Origin of the sequence: Shewanella sp. N2AIL (assembly GCF_022690845.1) — a bacterium.
GTDB classification, from domain to species: Bacteria; Pseudomonadota; Gammaproteobacteria; order Enterobacterales; family Shewanellaceae; genus Shewanella; species Shewanella baltica.
Window position 1 is genome coordinate 81,354 of the sequence record NZ_JALBYT010000015.1, and the last position, 19,222, is coordinate 100,575.

At 44.5% G+C, this 19,222-nt stretch carries 13 protein-coding genes; 6 read left to right on the forward strand and 7 right to left on the reverse strand.

Annotated features, from left to right (window positions below; genetic code table 11):
• Positions 1-84: 84 nt before the first annotated feature.
• The 3 genes from MO387_RS10945 to prmB all read right to left on the reverse strand — a co-directional run bounded on the left by MO387_RS10945 (position 85) and on the right by prmB (position 3,450).
• Entirely contained in the window at positions 85-1,260 is a 1,176-nt protein-coding gene (locus MO387_RS10945; protein ID WP_012587326.1) for an MFS transporter, read from the reverse strand.
• 26 nt (positions 1,261-1,286) lie between these two features.
• Complete coding sequence (gene aroC / locus MO387_RS10950) at positions 1,287-2,381, reverse strand: chorismate synthase (RefSeq protein WP_107948190.1); 1,095 nt, start codon at positions 2,379-2,381, stop codon at positions 1,287-1,289.
• A 124-nt stretch (positions 2,382-2,505) separates the two neighbouring features.
• Positions 2,506-3,450, reverse strand: coding sequence for a 50S ribosomal protein L3 N(5)-glutamine methyltransferase (gene prmB, locus MO387_RS10955; protein ID WP_006082234.1), 945 nt, complete (start codon positions 3,448-3,450; stop codon positions 2,506-2,508).
• Between the two features lie 80 nt (positions 3,451-3,530).
• Here prmB and smrB point away from each other — a divergent pair, with 80 nt between their 5' ends.
• On the forward strand, positions 3,531-4,061 hold the full coding sequence (gene smrB / locus MO387_RS10960) for an endonuclease SmrB (RefSeq protein ID WP_006082235.1): 531 nt from the start codon (positions 3,531-3,533) through the stop codon (positions 4,059-4,061).
• Positions 4,062-4,176: 115 nt separating this feature from the next.
• On the opposite strand, the gene sixA is transcribed toward smrB, so the two are convergent.
• On the reverse strand, positions 4,177-4,647 hold the full coding sequence (gene sixA / locus MO387_RS10965) for a phosphohistidine phosphatase SixA (RefSeq protein WP_006082236.1): 471 nt from the start codon (positions 4,645-4,647) through the stop codon (positions 4,177-4,179).
• A gap of 169 nt (positions 4,648-4,816) precedes the next feature.
• Between sixA and MO387_RS10970 the strand changes: the two genes are divergently transcribed.
• The 3 genes from MO387_RS10970 (at position 4,817) to MO387_RS10980 (ending at position 12,718) form a co-directional block, all read left to right on the forward strand.
• Complete coding sequence (locus tag MO387_RS10970; protein ID WP_107948192.1) at positions 4,817-7,606, forward strand: insulinase family protein; 2,790 nt, start codon at positions 4,817-4,819, stop codon at positions 7,604-7,606.
• Positions 7,607-7,889: 283 nt separating this feature from the next.
• Entirely contained in the window at positions 7,890-12,116 is a 4,227-nt protein-coding gene (locus tag MO387_RS10975) for an EAL domain-containing protein (protein WP_107948194.1), read from the forward strand.
• Between the two features lie 116 nt (positions 12,117-12,232).
• The gene (locus tag MO387_RS10980) at positions 12,233-12,718 is read left to right on the forward strand and encodes a hypothetical protein (protein ID WP_107948196.1); all 486 of its coding nucleotides are present in this window, start codon (positions 12,233-12,235) and stop codon (positions 12,716-12,718) included.
• Between the two features lie 290 nt (positions 12,719-13,008).
• Here MO387_RS10980 and MO387_RS10985 read toward each other — a convergent pair whose 3' ends face one another.
• The 3 genes from MO387_RS10985 to fadI all read right to left on the reverse strand — a co-directional run bounded on the left by MO387_RS10985 (position 13,009) and on the right by fadI (position 17,023).
• The gene (locus tag MO387_RS10985) at positions 13,009-13,209 is read right to left on the reverse strand and encodes a hypothetical protein (RefSeq protein ID WP_107948198.1); all 201 of its coding nucleotides are present in this window, start codon (positions 13,207-13,209) and stop codon (positions 13,009-13,011) included.
• A gap of 377 nt (positions 13,210-13,586) precedes the next feature.
• Positions 13,587-15,707: a fatty acid oxidation complex subunit alpha FadJ gene (gene fadJ / locus MO387_RS10990; protein ID WP_107948200.1), complete on the reverse strand. Its 2,121-nt coding sequence runs from the start codon at positions 15,705-15,707 to the stop codon at positions 13,587-13,589.
• Between the two features lie 5 nt (positions 15,708-15,712).
• Positions 15,713-17,023, reverse strand: coding sequence for an acetyl-CoA C-acyltransferase FadI (gene fadI, locus MO387_RS10995; protein ID WP_006082247.1), 1,311 nt, complete (start codon positions 17,021-17,023; stop codon positions 15,713-15,715).
• A 262-nt stretch (positions 17,024-17,285) separates the two neighbouring features.
• On the opposite strand from fadI, the gene MO387_RS11000 reads away from it, so the two are divergent.
• Both MO387_RS11000 and MO387_RS11005 read left to right on the forward strand, forming a co-directional pair.
• On the forward strand, positions 17,286-18,242 hold the full coding sequence (locus MO387_RS11000) for a MoxR family ATPase (RefSeq protein WP_006082248.1): 957 nt from the start codon (positions 17,286-17,288) through the stop codon (positions 18,240-18,242).
• Between the two features lie 24 nt (positions 18,243-18,266).
• On the forward strand, positions 18,267-19,220 hold the full coding sequence (locus MO387_RS11005; protein WP_107948203.1) for a DUF58 domain-containing protein: 954 nt from the start codon (positions 18,267-18,269) through the stop codon (positions 19,218-19,220).
• Positions 19,221-19,222: the final 2 nt, after the last annotated feature.

Consider the following 19,222-nt stretch of genomic DNA (forward strand, 5'->3'; position numbering starts at 1 on the left):
ACGCAATCTTGGAGTTTTTATCTTTATATTTTAGTATCTTAATAGATGCTTTTAATCGTGATTGATATTGCTAGATTGACATTGCTAGGCCGCATGGGCGGCAACGCCAGGTTTATCCCTAGGAATAAAGAATACCGCCAGCATAGCGGCAAAGGCGCATCCGGCTGCAAATACCCAAGACCAAACCGCCCCGCTACCATCGCCCCAAATATAGCCGCAAATCCAAGTGCCGAGCGCGCCGCCAACTCCAAAACTTAAGCTGGCGTAAAGGGCTTGACCTTGGCTTCTGTGACTCGCATCGAAATGCCTGTGCACAAATTGAATCGATGCCGCGTGGGTTAAGCCAAAGGTAAAGGCATGTAATAATTGACTAAAACCTAGCCACAACACGCTATCAACCCCAAAGGCGACCAACAACCAACGCAAGCAAGTCATGCCGATACTGACTATCAATAGAGTGTTAACGCCATAGCGACCCAGTAAACGCGGCGCGAACATAAACATTACGATTTCGGCCATGGCGCCAAGGGCCACAAATATCCCCGCTGAAGATTCTGAGTAACCCGCTTGTTTTAAATATAAGACGAAGAAGCCGTAGAAAGGCCCTGCGCTCATTTGCAGCAACATCGCCGAGAGTAAGAACCAAATAATTGCCCGATTCCATTGTAATGGCGGCCGCACTTGACTGGTGTCACGCACTAAGCGATTTGCTGGTAATGGCAACGCACTGGCTAACATACCAATAAATAATGAGAAACCAATATAAGGCAGCACTTCAGTGCCCCACTGACCAATCGCAAAGCCCGCACCGACAACCAAGCAGATATAACCGACACTGCCCCAACTGCGAATTTGACCGTAGCGGCTGGCATTCTCGCCTAAGGTTTCTAAGGTAATCACTTCAAGCTGGGCGAGGATCGCATTCCAAAAGAAGGTATAGAGGGCCAGACTCAGCGCCATATACACAAAACCGCCATGGTAGAAGAAACTCAAATACGCCAGCGCGGCGGCTCCCGCGCCCATCTTTATCAGCTCAGCACGCATCCCCGTTCGGTCAGCCACTTTGGCCCACACATTCGGGGCAACGATGCGCGTCGCCATCAGGATGGCGAGTAAAAAGCCAATTTCTTGAGGATTAAAACCGCGATTTTCGAAGAAGACCCCAAGATAAGGGACCATAGTACCAAGAATAGAAAAGAAGAAAAAATAGCAGGCACAAAGCCAGCGTAATTGCCGGCTTGTGCTAGAAGAAGTTGACATTAACGCATTCCCTTTATCTCATGCGCCTATCGCATACCAAGCACAGGCGTGTGACTGCGTACATCCTGATTTTGCGCTCTGTGTCTTAGCAAGTGATCAATCAACACAATGGCAAGCATAGCTTCGGCAATCGGTACCGCGCGGATCCCAACACAGGGATCGTGACGACCTTTAGTGACAACTTCGGCCATTTCACCCTGCGCCGTCATACTTTGGCCCGGCACACTGATGCTTGATGTGGGTTTTAAGGCAATATGGGCAATGATCGGCTGACCCGACGAAATCCCACCGAGCACACCGCCCGCATGGTTAGATTCAAAGCCTTGAGGTGACATTAAGTCACGACCTTCGGAGCCCTTTTGAGTCACTACGCCAAAACCATCACCAATCTCAACGCCTTTGACGGCATTGATGCCCATCAGCGCGTGGGCAATATCGGCATCGAGTCTATCAAATACTGGCTCACCTAAACCTACTGGCACGCCTGTCGCGATAACGGAGATTTTAGCGCCAATGGAGTCACCGGATTTTTTCAGCTCACGCATGTATTCATCAAGCGCTTCAAGCTTGCTGGCATCGGGGAAGAAAAAGGCATTTTGCTCAATTTGGTCAAGATCAATAGTCTGCGCACAAATAGGACCCAGCTGGGACATAAACCCATAGATCTCGATACCATGAACTTGCTTCAAATACTTTTTAGCCACAGCACCTGCCGCAACGCGCATCGCCGTTTCACGGGCAGACGAGCGGCCACCACCACGATAGTCACGCATACCGTACTTTTGCTGGTAGGTATAATCTGCGTGCCCTGGACGGAATAAATCTTTGATATTAGAGTAATCTTGACTGCGTTGATCGGTATTTTCGATCAAGAGTCCAATTGAGGTACCCGTGGTTTTACCTTCGAAAACGCCGGATAAAATCCGCACGTCGTCTGGCTCACGGCGGGCCGTGGTATATCGGGATGTCCCTGGGCGACGGCGGTCAAGATCATGCTGCATATCGGCTTCGGTTAATTCAAGCCCTGGTGGGCAACCATCAATAATGCAACCCAGTGCAACACCGTGACTCTCACCAAACGTCGTCACTACAAAATTTTGACCAATACTGTTTCCAGACATCCGCTTTGTACACCTTAGGTTATTTTTTCATCGCTCCGTGTCCAGCGACCACTGGACAATTTATTTTCCCGCTGCAAGCCTAACTGGCAGCGGGAAAAGTCTCAACCTAATTTGCTATCTTAGGTTATTCTGCGTCGCGATAAATGCCGAACACTGACTGATTTTCGACCAGTTGATCGCGGGTCAATACAAATACGCCATCGCCGCCATTTTCAAAGTTAATCCAAGTGAATGGCACTTCTGGGAATTGCTCAATCAAATGCACCATAGAATTACCGACTTCAACTACGAGTAAACCCGTTGGCGTGAGGTATTGCGCGGCATTGGCCAGTATGCGTTTGGTTAAATCTAAGCCGTCGCGACCAGAGGCTAAACCGATGGCTGGCTCATGATGATATTCATCTGGCATGTCGCCAATGTCTTCAGCATCCACATAAGGTGGGTTTGAAACAATCAAATCATACTGTGGACCTTCTGGGATTGCCGAGAACAAATCCGATTGCATCGGGAATACTCGGTCCATCACACCTAAGGTTTCGATATTGATTTGCGCCACATCTAAGGCATCTTCGCTGATGTCCAGCGCGTCAACTTCGGCATCTTCAAATTCGTAGGCACAGGCAATGGCGATACAAGCGCTGCCAGTACATAAATCTAAAATACGCGTTACTGGTTTGCCATATAACCAAGGGCTAAAACGATTGGCGATCATTTCGGCAATCGGTGAACGTGGCACTAACACACGCTCATCGACGTAAAATTCAAGTCCGGCAAAACGCGCTTTGTTGGTCAGGTAAGGCACAGGTAGGCGCTCTCTGACACGGCGAATAATCAACTCGACAATTTTATGCTTTTCACTGCTGGTCAAGTTGCTTAAAATCACTTGCTGGCCGATTTCTTCGGGTAAGTGTAAAGCATGGAAAACTAAGGCGATGGCTTCATCCCACGCGTTATCAGTACCATGACCATAATACACATTGGCGTCGTTAAAACGGCTCACGGCCCAACGTAACATATCGCCAATAGTGCGTAATTCTGTCACAGCTTCATCTACAAAGATCTTATCCAAAACGTGCTCCCGCTAGTTTGTTCGCGAACATTGTAACTGAACTCTATTCAGAAACCATAGGATTCAATAGAATACCCGCCATGAATAAAGACGACGACAAAGAAGGCTTGGCGATGTTCTCAGCGCTTATCGATGGTATTAAACCCATCACGCAAAATAAGCGACACTTTCGCACGCCCTTAAAAACCAAACAGGAAATAGAACTGAAAGAGCAGCAACTGCATGCTAACAGTTATTTCTCAGATACTTATCAGCCACTACTGCCAGTACAAGGGCCGATGCGTTGGTTGGAGGAAGGTGTTGATAGCCTAGAACTCAAACGCCTGCGACGTGGAGATTACCAGCCAGATTTGCTGCTGGATTTGCACGGCTATCGCCAATCGGAAGCCAAACTTGAGCTAGCGGCACTGATCCAAGCCTGCGTTAAACAGCAAAGCCTGTGTTGCTGCATTATGCATGGTTACGGCAGTGGCATATTGAAACAACAAGTCCCCATGTGGTTAGTGCAGCATCCTATGGTGAAGGCTTTCCATCAGGCTCCTAAAGAATGGGGCGGCGATGCGGCATTATTAGTGCTGATTGATATTGGTGAGCAGCCGCATAGACGTTAACTCGCTATCGGCTTTAAACATTAACGTTTCCGATTTAGTGATTTAGTGATTTACCGAAAACAAACGGCCCACATTCAGTGGGCCGTTTCGTTTGTAAAAGGGATATAAATCAAGACTAGCTAATGCTGTGGGGTGCGTGCTGCCACACGATTGAGGCTTGCTCGGCATGTTTATCAATGAGCGTAATGCCCGAAGTGGCAAATAACGGCGGCTCAACACCCGCCACTAACTCACTGACTAAATAGCCCAATAACGGCATGTGAGCAATCACTAGCACTTTATCCGCCTTGTATAACTCAGCGTAGGCTACAACTAACGCGGCTACATTGGCGGGATCGCCTGAGGGAACAAGATCATCAGCGACTAACCACTTACGCGGTTCCGGAAAATGCTGACTCAACTCCTGCCAAGTTTGCTGTGCACGTAAGTAAGGACTCACCAAAACAAGATCGAAATCAGTCACACTGCGAGCCAACCAGTTGCTCATCAACACAGTATGGTGCCTTCCAACATCGGTCAGTGTTCTGTCTCTATCAGACTGAGCATTAAATCCGGCGTCACCATGTCTCATCAAAAATAGCTGCATACTTCTCTCGCGACTCAAACTTGTTTTTGTTTTATCCCAATTGTAGCCCTAAAATTCATTTCAACAAACCATGTAAGGCTTAATCTTTAGTCGATAAACACAAGAGATATTTGCTAAAAACCATTAAGACTATCAATATATAACAAGCTATCGTTATCGGAGTGTCTCTTTGCAAGCCTCTCAGTCTATTTATAAAAGTCCAAACGATCACCGCAAGTATCGTTATCTTGTGTTAGATAACGCGCTTAGGGTGTTATTGGTTGAAGATCAAGATGCCAGCCAAGCGGCCGCATCTATGGCTGTAGGCGTGGGTCATTTTGATGATCCAGCAGATAGACCCGGCATGGCGCACTTTTTAGAGCATATGCTCTTTCTTGGTACCGAAAAATTTCCCGACTCAGGCGAGTACCACGCCTTTATCAACCAACATGGCGGCAGCAATAACGCTTGGACGGGCACTGAACACACTAACTTCTTTTTCACCATCAATGAAGACGTATTTGCCGACTCCTTAGACAGATTCAGCCAATTTTTTATCGCCCCTAAATTTGATTTAGATTTAGTCGACAGAGAGCGCCAAGCCATTGAATCTGAATTTAGTTTAAAACTGAAAGACGATATCCGCCGTACCTATCAAGTGCTCAAAGAGACAGTTAATCCACTGCATCCTTTCTCAAAATTTTCAGTCGGTAACTTAGTGACCTTAGGCGGAGAGCAAGCACAGGTACGTAGCGAATTACTCGATTTCTATCAAAGCCACTACAGCGCCAACTTAATGACCCTGTGCTTAGTCGCGCCGCTTTCCCTCGACGAATTAGAAGAGTTAGCCAGCCATTATTTTAGCGGGATCCGAAACTTGAACTTAGTGAAAAATTATCCTCAAGTGCCGCTGTTTTCGGAAAATGAGCTGTTAACCCAAATCGATATCGTGCCGCTTAAGGAGCAAAAACGCTTAAGCATCAGCTTTAATTTCCCAGGCATTGACCACTACTACAAACGTAAACCTTTGACTTATATCAGCCATATTTTAGGCAATGAGAGCCATGGCAGCCTGTTGTCCTATCTTAAAGAGCAGGGACTGGTGAATAACTTGTCTGCGGGCGGCGGCGTAAATGGTTATAACTTCAAAGATTACAGTATCGGTTTACAGTTAACCGATAAGGGACTAGCGAATCTTGATGAGATTATCAGCTGCTGTTTTGAGTATATTGAGCTCATCAAAACCCAAGGCTTAGATGAATGGCGTTATTTAGAGCGCGCAAACCTGCTCAAAATGGCATTTCGCTACCAAGAGCAAGTTAAATCACTCGATTTAGCCAGTCATCTCAGCATCAATATGCATCATTATGAAGTCGAAGATTTGGTCTTTGGTGACTATCGAATGGATGGGCTGGATATTCCAGAAACCATAGCCCTACTCGAGCTAATGACACCCCACAATATGCGTCTGCAGCTTATCGCGCAATCGGTTAAAACGGATCGTAAAGCCAACTGGTATCACACGCCCTATAAAGTGCGCCCTATTGCACCTCAATCACTTGCTCGTTGGCAAGTGAGCAGTATTCGCCCAGAATTACAACTACCTGCAGCAAACCCATTTATCGTCGCCGACTCCATTCCTCGACCAGATAAGAGCGATGTCGAGGTACCAGTGATCGTTGCAGAATCGACGGGATACCGTATTTGGCACAAGAAAGATGATGAGTTTAATGTGCCCAAAGGCCACATGTATTTGTCGCTGGACTCAGAGCAGGCGAGTAAAACACCAAAACATGCCGCCCTCACCCGCCTGTATGTTGAAATGCTGCTCGATTATCTGACAGAACCAACCTATCAGGCCGAAGTTGCGGGCTTAAGCTACAATATTTATCCACATCAAGGTGGTATAACCCTGCATTTATCGGGCTTTACCGGTAATCAAGAAACCCTGTTGGCCTTGTTAATCCACAAAGCCAGAGAGCGTAATTTTACTGAAGAACGTTTTGCCCTAATTAAATCTCAACTACTGCGCAGTTGGCAGAATCTAGCGCAGGCTAAACCTATTTCACAATTGTTTACTAGTCTGACTGTCACGCTACAAAAAAGCAGTTATGAGCCTACCCGCATGGCTCAAATGCTCGAAAACATAAGCCTTGAAGATTTGCATAACCATGTACGCGCCTTTTACGAGAAGATCTATCTTGAAGGGTTAGTCTACGGGGATTGGTTAGTCTCTGAAGCACAAGCTCTCGGTAAACGCTTAGAGCACATTTTATCCTTGGTTTCGACGCCAAGCGCAGAGTCCACCAGAGAATTAGTCAATTTAACGGGTCAAGGCACCTTACTTAGAGAACTTGCAATAGATCATCAAGATAGCGCGATCATTGTGTATTACCAATCTGCAGTAGCAACGCCAGAAAAAATGGCTCTGTTTAGCTTACTAAATCACACTATGTCGTCCACCTTTTTCCATGAACTGCGCACTGAAAAACAGTTGGGCTACATGGTCGGCACAGGTTATCTGCCGCTCAATCGCCATCCAGGACTCATTTTTTATATCCAGTCACCTACGACTGGACCACTGCATTTATTAGAGGCGATAGACGAGTTTATTGCCGACTTTAATTATGCCGTGATGCAAATCACCAACGAAGAATGGGAAAGCACTAAGGTCGGTCTTATTAGTCAAATCATGGAGCACGATGCGAACCTCAAAACTCGCAGCCAACGATATTGGGTCAGTGTCGGCAACAGAGATTATCAATTTAATCAAAGAGAACTCGTCGTAGACGAAATCACTAAGCTCACCCGCACTGATTTACTCAAATTCATGATGCGTAAAATGCGCACCAAACACAGTGACCGCTTAGTCTTATTTAGCACGGGTGAACAGCACAGAACCCAGGCGGTGTTGCTGTCAGAAAAGATGATCACAGATCTCAAAACCTTTAAGCAAACGGCAGAGAAGTTTAATTTCTAAACAAAAACACTTTTACACACACATTTGTTCGTAAAGTTGGACAAACAAACAAAACCGCTACAAATTGGCCCAACTATAGTTGTATCTATCACGGTTGGGCCTAATACTGATGTAAAACATGGCGAGTCCATGTTCTCCCCCTTCTACAACGCACAATTTTACTGCATCTACATGCTGTTAAAAGGATTTTTTACCGATACCGCTTTGACAAACCCCGCACTTTCTGGAAAAGTGATGTAACACAATTGTTTCATGGCATCCTCGGATAATAAGAATAAACACTATGCCTAAAGCACTCTTTAAAATTATTTTTCTTCTAGCTATTTTCCTATCGACTGCAGAAGCGCAACAATTACCAATAGCTTTAAAAACTGAGTCCTATGGCGTTCCAGAAGGCCTATCCCAAAGTACAGTCACATCGGTCATTGAAGATAATGATGGTTACATCTGGATTGGTACTTTGAACGGATTAAATCGATTCGACGGTGAAGAATTTAAGCATTTTTTTGCACATGATCACTCAGGTCTATCTAGTTCATTTATTCAAAGCCTATTATTTGACAATAAAAAAATGTTAGTTGGAACTGACAATGGTTTAAATGTTTACGACTCAGAACTTGAATCCTTCAAAAAACAAAAAAAAATAAATGAAGCCATATGGTCTATAAATGACAATGGTGAAGTTTATACAATAGGTACTAAAAACAAGATAATTGATATTAGAAAAGATAATTTAGAAACAATAAAAACATATCAAGATGAAAGCTTTAGCTTCATAAAGAAAGCAATAAAGACCAACAACGGCTATATTATAAGAAATCATGATGGTAAAATCATTCATTATCGCGAAGATTCAACAGCTACTATTTTATCCCTACAATCTGTAGACATAGTAAAAGGCAGAAGTGGAATTTACATTTTAACATCAGATGGTATTTATAAAAAAATATCTGAAGACATACCGAAGTCTCTTGCTGGTGAGTATACAGCTCTAGCCGTGATTGATGGTCAAGTAATACAAACAAACCTTGAATCATCAGAGATAACATCAAAAGGTTATGTATTAGAAAAGAAAGAAATCACGAATCAGGTTCAAGCCTACAGAACGAATAACTATACAATAATACCTTCATTAAATATGGGGTTTATTCTAATCAGAGATAGTAGCAATATTGTAAAATCATTAATAAATCCCGCTGGAAACATTTGGTCAATAAATATTCTAGATGAAACAGAAATAGTAACATCCGATGACACCAATGAAATTGAAATATACAATTCAAACTTTAATTTGGTTCGAAAAATAGATACAGGCATGACGGGCCCTAAATATGTAGCAAAATATAAAGATTCCTTAGTGGTCGGAGGAAAAAATGGTTTGTACATATTGGGAACTACTAAAAGTGAAAAGCTGCTAAATGATAATATCGTTGCACTTTATAAGAATCCAGCCGATGACCAAATAGTTGTTGGCAGCAATAACTCAACCATATATAAAATAGACCTGCGCACAAATGAAAAAATACAAACCATTCAACTAAAGAATGAAAACCCATTGTTTAAAATATTATTAACGGTAGATAGTAGCATACTTCTTGCCACACAAGGTGGATTAATAAAAATAACGCCTAGCGGCGAAGAAATAACACTGTTCAATAAAGATTTTGTTTACTGTGTTGCAGATACACCTGAATCTTACATATTTGGAACAAGAACATCTATATACTCTCTTAATAAAATAAATTACATAACTACTGAAATTTACAACACAAATAAACCTTTTTATTCCATCGCTACAGACCTCAAAGGTGAATTCGCTGCATCATCAATTAACGAACTAATATTAAGTGATAACGGTGCAATATATCGAATACCCACAAACTATGGTAGCCAAGAGGAATACAACACTCAAAGCGGAATATATTGGCAACAAAATTTTTTATTTGGTGGCATTTCAGGAATAAGTCTAACCAGCAAGAGTGAAATTAAATATCAGATAACAAAACACAAGATAAAAACCAATATAAATGAACTCTTAGTTTTCAATAAAGAAGTAAAAATAAACAGTGCGTTTTTAGAAAAAAGCATTTCTAAATCAGATGTTATAAATTTGAAATACTCTGACTATCCATTTACACTGAAATTTAACTCTCCTCATTCAAGCCAAAAAAACATTGAATATTTTTATAATCTTAATGGATTGTCAGACTCATGGATTACAGCGAAAGGAACAAACTCGGCAACTTATACAAACCTTTCTCCAGGTAATTATATGTTCAACGTTTATGCCGAAAATCCTATAACAAGAGATAAAGGTCCAATAAAATCACTCAGTATCTATATATCTCCTCCATGGTGGCTATCTTATTGGGCAAAATTAATTTACTTCATAACTACATTGCTAATAACTTTTTTTATTATTAAAGCTGTGTTACGAAAAAGAGAAGTGCAACGCCAAATTGCTCTAAGTGAAGAAAGATTAAAACTATCACTATGGGGAAGTGGTGATGAAATGTGGGACTGGGATATAGAAACCGGCAACATTTTTCGTTCCAATATCTGGGGAGCACTTGAATTTCCCCGTGATGGACATCGCTCGGGTAAATCAGATGAAGAGAGTAATATACATCCAATGGATCAAGAGCGTGTTCGAGAAGCGCTCAATAAGCATTTTTATGGTGAAACAGATCATTTCGAAGCAGCATACCGAGTTAAAGGTAAAGACGAAAATTGGGTATGGATCTTAGACCGCGCCAAAATTGTAGAGCGGGATGACAAAGATAATGCCCTGCGTATGACAGGTACGATTAAAAATATTAGTCAATTTAAACAAAAAGAAGAGCAACTAAAACTCTTTGAAAAAGCCATTGAAAATATTTCTGAAGGCATGTTTATCCTAGACAGTGAATACCGTTTTGTCGAAGTTAATGAAGCTTGCTGTAAGATTTCATTACGTAACCGAACTGATTTTATTGGCAACGTACTCACATTTGATTTATATCCTGAAACCTTCTCCACCCAAATCAGGACCATGTTGAAGCAACAAGGTCGCTGGGCAAATGAAGTCGAAGCCGCAAGAGGAGATAAAAGTCACTTCCATATGGAGCTCACTATCGATGCTATCTATGATGAGTTAGGCGAATTGTCACACTATGTCGGGGTTTTTTCAGATATATCTAGACGTAAGCAGCAAGAAGAAGAGCTTAGAAAACTAACCAACAATGATCTCTTGACTGGACTCCCAAATCGCTCCAACTTGCAAGTGACCTTAAGTAACCTAGTGAATCGAGAAATAGCCCATGCGTTAATGGTACTTGATCTTGATAATTTTAAACGTATTAATGATTCCTTAGGTCACCAGATTGGAGATACATTATTAAAGCTCGTTGCTGCCCGCATTAAGTCATTACTTCCTAAAAATACCAGTATTTACCGTCTAGGCGGAGATGAATTCGCCATTGTATTAGATAAAGGCTCAGATATAAGTGCCTGCGCAGCTATCGCTAACCGTATTATCGAAGGGCTAAAACCCGCTTTTGAAGTGAGTAATGAACAACTAGTCCTAGGATTAAGTATAGGTATAGTACTATTTCCAGAAGATGAGCAAAGTGAGCAAGCATTACTGAGGAAAGCAGACATTGCGATGTACCATGCAAAGTCTGCTGGAGGTAATTGCTATCAGTTTTATTCAGAGCCATTAAATCAACATGCGATTAGGCAGTTAGAAATAGAGAATCTCATACGTGAAGGCTTAAAAGATGATCTTTTTGAAGTTTATTATCAGCCTAAGGTTGATCTTAAACGCGGTAAAATTGCAGGCATGGAGGCTTTAGTCAGATTAAATCATCCAGTACATGGCTTGATACCCCCAAATGATTTTATTCCACTTGCTGAAGAAAACGGTTTAATTGTTGAAATTGGTGAAATCGTCCTACGCAAAGCCTGTTTCGCAGCGCAGAAATGGCGTGAACAAGGAATATTCAGCGGCAGAGTCGCCGTCAATTTATCGTCACGTCAATTTGCACTGCCCGATATTCAACAGCGAATAGAGTCAATATTAAGACTCACCAAACTCCCCGCATGTCATCTTGAATTAGAAATAACTGAAGGTACCGTCATTAAGCAGCCGGAAACGGCGATTATTGTCATGCAGCAACTGGCGAAAATGGGCGTCAGCTTGGCACTCGATGATTTCGGCACTGGCTACTCGTCCCTTTCATACTTAAAACGTTTCCCGATTCATACTTTAAAAATTGATAAAGCTTTTGTTGACGATATTGATAAGTCTGATCGCGATCTCAAAATGGTCGATTCTATTATCACTATCGCCCATAACATGGGGCTTTCTGTTGTGGGTGAAGGAGTAGAACAGACTGCGCAATTAAACATTTTACGAGCACTTAACTGTGAAGAGATTCAAGGCTACATCTTCAGTAAAGCGATAAAGGAATCTGATTTTACCTTATTATTGCAAGAAGATATGACTAAGCTGAAGGAAATAAAAACATAAAGATATCATTTAAACAACTACTCCAGGTGTAATTTTAAACATTGGCACAACAACTGCAATGATTTGTTCAGTGTCAAAAAATTATTATATTAACTTACCCTGAGAGAGAATTTAGAATGATTAAAGGAATATTCACTGTTTTTGCATTAACATCGTCATTTGTTGCTGTAAGCACTTGTACGACATCAAATAACATCGATACACTTTCAGCAGCACCTAATGTCCGCTTTAAACCTGTTGAGCTGGCTGCAGCGCCTAATGTCCGCTTTAAACCTCTTGAACTGGCTGCAGCGCCTAATGTCCGCTTTAAACCTGTTGAACTGGCTGCAGCGCCTAATGTCCGCTTTAAACCTGTTGAACTGGCTGCAGCGCCTAATGTCCGCTTTAAACCTCTTGAACTGGCTGCAGCGCCTAATGTCCGCTTTAAACCTCTTGAACTGCCTGCAGCGCCTAATGTCCGCTTTAAATCTGTTGAACTGGCTGCAGCGCCTAATGTCCGCTTTAAACCTGTTGAACTGGCTGCAGCGCCTAATGTCCGCTTTAAATCATTAGAAGTAGCTGCAGCGCCAAATGTTCGTTTTACCGAAACAACTTTTGCTTAATAGAAATTTTTTATTAAGGAGCTAACATGCTAAATTCAATCAAAAAAGCACTCGGTTTATCCAAGCCAGCGCGTAAAAAAGTTAAGTTGCCTGAAGGCTTAAACCACCTTGAAGTTATTTCTGCGAAAGGTTGGTGGAATTAATTAAAATTCTGTGGTTATGGGTCTAACTCATGCACAGTGATAACAAGTTAAGCTAGCGCAGCTTTAAAACTAAAGGGAGCATTGGCTCCCTTTAGTTTTATATGAATATGAAAAGTGTGAAAAAATATGTCATAACATACTGATAGATTAGCTATTTAACATCCCTTCCTCACTACAACGGATTTTCCTCAAGGCTAAATGACTGTGTGTCGTAAAAAGTGGGTAAGCCAGTGGCCCGAGCACAAAACCCAGTAATGCCCAATACGTAACAGAAAGGCCTACGGTAAATGCAGCTGAGCCGAAGTACCAAGCCGAGATTAATGCGATAAAGATAACCAGCAAAACCACAAACCACCTCTTTAAAAACAACTAAATAAATCATAAAGGTAGAGAAATTAATTCCTCATTAAAATGCGGATGCTACTCGCGTAGTCTTGGTGATTGATGCACATGTTAAATACGTCATTTTAACGGCAGGATAAAAAGTTTTCCGCACTATGCATAAACGAGCAACACTCATTCATCGCTACGCTCTTAGTACAGAACACGTAACACTGAACTCTCGATAAAGGGCTCGGATTATACAAGATCCACATCCCAATATGAACATTTTTTAGGCAAAAACATGCCTTATGGCAATAAAAAAAACGGCAATAATCTGCCGTTTTTTGTTCAACCTTGATTGACTAAGACCTAGATTAACTATGACTTAGATTCACTGAAACTTAGAAAAAGTGCGCGTTTTCTTGAGCCATGGTTTTTAAGCGCTCACAAGGTTCGAATCTGCTACCCAATTGGCTTTGATAACCTTCAAGAATTCGCACTAAGTTCGCGGCACCCAAAGTGTCAATATAGTGGAATGGGCCACCGAGGAATGGCGGGAAGCCAATACCGAAAATGGCGCCAATATCACCATCTCTTGGCGATGCGATAATACCGTCTTCTAAACAACGCACCGCTTCGTTGAGCATTTGTACGACACAACGCTCGGCAACCGCTTTTGCATCTTTATTGGTGCCAGGCTTAATGCCTAACACGCCATAAACACTCTCATCGACAGCTTTAGCTTTCTTACTCGATGCGCCGTATTGATAGAAACCTTTACCATTTTTACGGCCTTTACGATCGTCACCCAAAAGCTTGTCAAAAGCCGCTGGCGCTTTAAAACGTTCACCCAATTCTTTTTCGAGGATTGGTGAAATCTTAGCGCCCACGTCGATACCCACTTCGTCGAGTAAAGTAATAGGGCCCACAGGGAAACCAAACTTAACCAGCGCTTTATCAAGATGTTCAACACTTTGGCCTTCAAGTAATAATTGCGCGGCCTCGTTCATGTAGAGCGCAAGAATACGGTTCACGTAGAAACCCGCGCCGTCTTGCACCACTATCGGTGTTTTACCTTGCTTACGGGCAAATGCGACCGTGGTCGCAATGGTTTCTGGCGACGTTTTAGCATGGGCAATCACTTCCACCAGCGGCATTTTCTCTACTGGCGAGAAATAATGCAGACCAATCACGTTCTCAGGACGCGTTGCCGCTTCGGCGATTTGGCTAATAGGCAAAGATGAGGTGTTTGACGCAAAAATAGTGTGCTCACCACACTCACGCTCAATGTCTTTCACCATTTGATGCTTAAGCGCTAAGTCTTCAAATACCGCTTCCACAACGATGTCGGCATCTTTAACGCCTTTATATTCAGTCGTTGTGGTCATCAGTGCCATTAAGTTGTCACGGGTAGCAGGCGTCATATGACGGCGCTTAACCCCTTTATCCAACAGCTTGTAGGCGTAAGCTAATGCATTGCTTAAACCTTTTTCGCTGATGTCTTTGACACGAACGGGGATTTTGGCCTTGGTCGTTGTGACAGATGCGATACCGCCCCCCATTAAACCGCCACCTAAGATCACCGCTTTTTTCACTTTGCGCGGGCTCGCACCTTCAGCGCCAGTTTCTTTCTTCATTTCTGTGGTTGCGAAGAAAATACTGCGCAGCGCTTCAGACTCTTTCGATACCACTAATTCGGCAAAATGACTGGCTTCGACTTCTAAACCCTTTTGCATGCCCTTAGCAATTCCTTGACGCACGCAGTCAATGATCTTGGCAGGCGCAGGATAATTACCTTGGGTTTTCTTTTCGACCTGCTTAGTCGCTTGATCGAAAATAATGTTACGGCCGAAACTCGTGCCTTCAAGCACTTGATTAACGAGTGACTTTTTAACTGGTTTTGGTGCACGTTTACCCGCAAGCGCCATCTCAACTGCGGTTTGTAGCAAAATTGTCTGCGGCACAACATCATTCACTAAGCCCATTTTCAAGGCTTGCTTAGGACGAATTTGTTTACCGGTTAGCATCATATCTAAGGCGGTGGTAATGCCGACTAAACGAGGCAAACGTTGAGTCCCGCCGCCGCCTGGCAATAAGCCAAGTTGGACTTCTGGTACGCCGAGCATAGTCTTGCCATCATCGCTACATACCCTTTGATGACAAGCTAAGGCTAACTCTAAACCACCGCCTAAACAGGCACCATGGATTGCGGCAACCACAGGAATCGTTAAGGCTTCTAGCTCATTAAAAACCACATGGCCTTGCTGGGATAAGGCTTTGGCATCGCCTGCCGTTTTACAGGCATCGAGCATAGAAATATCTGCGCCCGCAACAAAAGAATCTTTTTTACCTGAGATCAGCACTAAACCGCGAATGCTCGAATCACTTTTGATCTCGGCCAGAATCTCACTGATTTCAGGGCCAAACTGCGCTTTTAGGGTGTTCATGGTTTCGCCAGGAACATCCATAGTCAGGATGGCAATGCCATCGTCGCGGCGGGTTAAATTAAAGGTCTTTTCCATGCCGATTACTCCACTTCCACTATCATTGCCACGCCCAAACCACCAGCCGCACAGGCTGTTGTTAGGCCAGTTCCACCACCACGGCGCTTAAGCTCACGACACACTTGTGTGATCAAACGGGTTCCCGTTGCTGCAAAAGGATGGCCGTAGGCAAGCGAGCCGCCGAGCACGTTAAACTTGCTCATGTCGATTTCACCAATAGCACGGTTACGGCCGAGTTTTTCTTCGGCAAATTTTTTCGAAGCAAACATCTGCATATTCGCTAATGTCTGCGCCGCAAAGGCTTCATGCATTTCAATCAGGGTAAGATCTTCAAGCTCCATTCCAGCACGTTTCAGCGCCAGTGGCGTCGCGTAAGAGGGCCCCATCAGCATGTCTTGCCACACATCAATGGCGCTAAAGGCATAGCTCTTAATGTAACCAATTGGTTGATAACCTAAGGCTTTCGCTCGACCTTCGCTCATCAGGATAATCGCTGAGGCACCGTCAGTCAGTGGCGTACTGTTGGCCGCCGTCACAGTACCATGTTGTTTATCGAATGCAGGACGCAGCTTAGCGTATGACTCCAGTACCGAGTTTTCGCGGATATTGTTATCGCGATCGATAAACTGTTTATACGGCGGCACATGGGCAACCATCACTTCGTCACGAAGATGGCCCGAAGCCCAAGTTTCACTCGCTAAGGTGTGCGAGCGGTGCGCTAAAGCATCTTGATCGGCGCGGCTAATATTGTAGGTTTTTGCCATTTGCTCAGCGGTTTGTCCCATAGACAAGCCCGTTGAGTACTCGGCAACGGCAGGCGGTACAGGTAATAAATCCTTAATGCCTAAACGACGGAAAATTTGTAGTTTTTGCCCAAAGCTACGGGCTTTATTCAGATCGACTAACGCATGGGCTAATTTTTTCGACACGCCGATAGGCAAGACAGATGAAGAGTCGGCGCCGCCCGCAATACCGATTTCGATATTGCCCGTCATGATAGATTCGGCCACGTTTACGGCAGATTGAAAGCTAGTCGCACAGGCGCGAGTGACACTATAGGCATCGGTCGACACATTCATGCCAGTACCGAGTACGATTTCACGGGCGATGTTAGGTGCAGCGGGCATTTGCACCACTTGTCCATAGACCAGCTGCTCAATCAGCTTAGGGTCCAGTTCAGAGCGCGCCAATAATTCATTGACCACCATTTTGCCCATATCGAGCGCCGATACACCGTGGAATGCCGTGGCTTGCTTTGCAAATGGCGTTCTTAAACCCGCTACAATTGCGATACGCTCACCCTTGGCGTTCGTAACCTGTTGTCTATCACTCATTTGTCACCCTCTTTATGTGCGCAATCGCTGAGAGATTTCAGGCGGCGCTAGCTATTTCCGTGTTTGACCCATTGTTTTACGGCGAAAAACGCCCAATAACAGGTCTGACCATTAAAGTGTGATCTGATTCTAACTTCTTGTCAGCAAGTTTTAAACACCTGTTTGTTTTTTTAACACTAGCCAAACCCTAAGGGAATTCTTTACCATATCCGTTGTCTATAGCCCACACACGCATTTTCAACATAATAAAACGAGTAGGATCATGCCTTTGAGTCGCTTCCATGCATTACGCACTTACCTAAATAAGGTTGTTTTAGGGCAGCCAGTATTGACCGAAAATCTGCTCATTGCCTTAATTGCCAATGGCCACTTATTAGTTGAAGGTCCACCGGGACTGGCCAAGACCCGTGCGGTGAAAGCCTTATGTGACGGGGTTGAGGGCGATTTCCACCGCATTCAATTTACCCCAGATCTGCTGCCTGCCGATTTAACCGGCACAGATATTTATCGCTCGCAAACCGGCACCTTCGAGTTTGAAGCCGGACCGATTTTCCACAATTTGATCTTGGCAGACGAAATTAACCGCGCCCCCGCCAAAGTACAATCAGCCTTATTAGAAGCCATGGCCGAAGGTCAAGTCACCGTCGGTAAGCACAGTTATAAGCTGCCACCGCTGTTTTTAGTGATGGCAACCCAAAATCCATTAGAAAACGAAGGCACTTATCCCCTGCCCGAAGCACAGCTTGACCGTTTTTTAATGCACTTGAATCTTGATTACCCGAGCGGCGAGACTGAAATCGAAATTCTGCGCCAATCCCGTAAAGAAGCACTCACCCACGAATTGCCGACCACTGAGCCGATTGCACAAGCCGATGTGTTTGCCGCCCGTGACGAAGCCATGGAAATCTATCTCGCCGAGCCACTCGAAAAATACATAGTCGAAATCGTTATGGCGACCCGCGAGCCTTTGCGTTACAGCGAAGACTTAGCGAAATGGCTTGAGTACGGTGTCAGCCCACGCGCCACTATTTCGTTAGAACGCTGCGCCCGCGCCCGCGCTTGGCTGCACGAGCGAGACTTTGTTTCACCGGAAGACATTCAAGCCGTTGCACCGAATGTGTTAAGACACAGATTATTACTCAGCTATCAGGCACAAGCCGAAGGCGTCAGCCGCGATCAGGTGATCAACCACATCTTGAGTCAAGTAGCAGTACCTTAACGGTGAAGATAAAGGTGAAATAAGATGAGTGACACTGCGCGACTCTCAGCCTCGGCCGATGGCTTGCCGCTGTTTGCCGATGGCTTGCATTTAACCGAGCAAGAGCTGCTGGCGTGCCAAAATATCGCCCGCGCTATGCCGGAGCGTTACAGCCGTGCCCGCGCTAATTTAGCGGGCCATCGCAGCAGCTTAATCAAAGGCCGCGGGATGGAGTTTGCCGAGGTGCGCCACTATCAACAGGGCGACGATGTGCGCACCATTGATTGGCGCGTCACCGCTCGCACGGGCAAAACCCACACTAAGTTATTTGTCGAAGAACGTGAGCGCCCTATTCTGTTGTTAATCGACTTGAGCCAAAGTCTCTATTTTGGCTCAAGTTTATTGCTGCAATCGGTGCAAGCAGGACACCTTGCGACCACCTTAGGTTGGAATGCCATTAACCATGGCGATAGACTCGGCGCCTTGATCGCGTGCGAGTCTGAGCATCTGGAGCTTAAACCCCGCAGCCGTCGTCAGGGCATATTGCAATTGATCTCAGGCCTGCGCCGTGTACATGAGAATCAACTCAATCATGTTGGCAGCGGCCAGCGCGATCCTAATCATATTCTGCGCGCGTGTCAGCGATTACAACGTATCGCTAAACCCGGCTCCTTGGTTTGGATAGTGACCGATGGCAGCCATTTTAGCCCCCAATGTATCGCGCCATTAACCGAGCTTAAACGTCATTGCGATGTGGGCGCCTACCTGATTACCGATCCCCTGCGCCAAGGGACACTGCCGTTACCGCACAACTTTAGTTTGCCGGTACGGGATGGGGATGAAGACTTAGTGCTCACCCGCCACAGTTATCAGGCTTGGCTTGATATCCAGCTGCGTCAGCAAAGGGACTTTATCGCCATGATGCAGCAACTGCGCGTGCGCACCCAGCTCATCGATGCGGGTGCTCCCCTAGCCCATCAATTGGAATTATTGCGTTAACT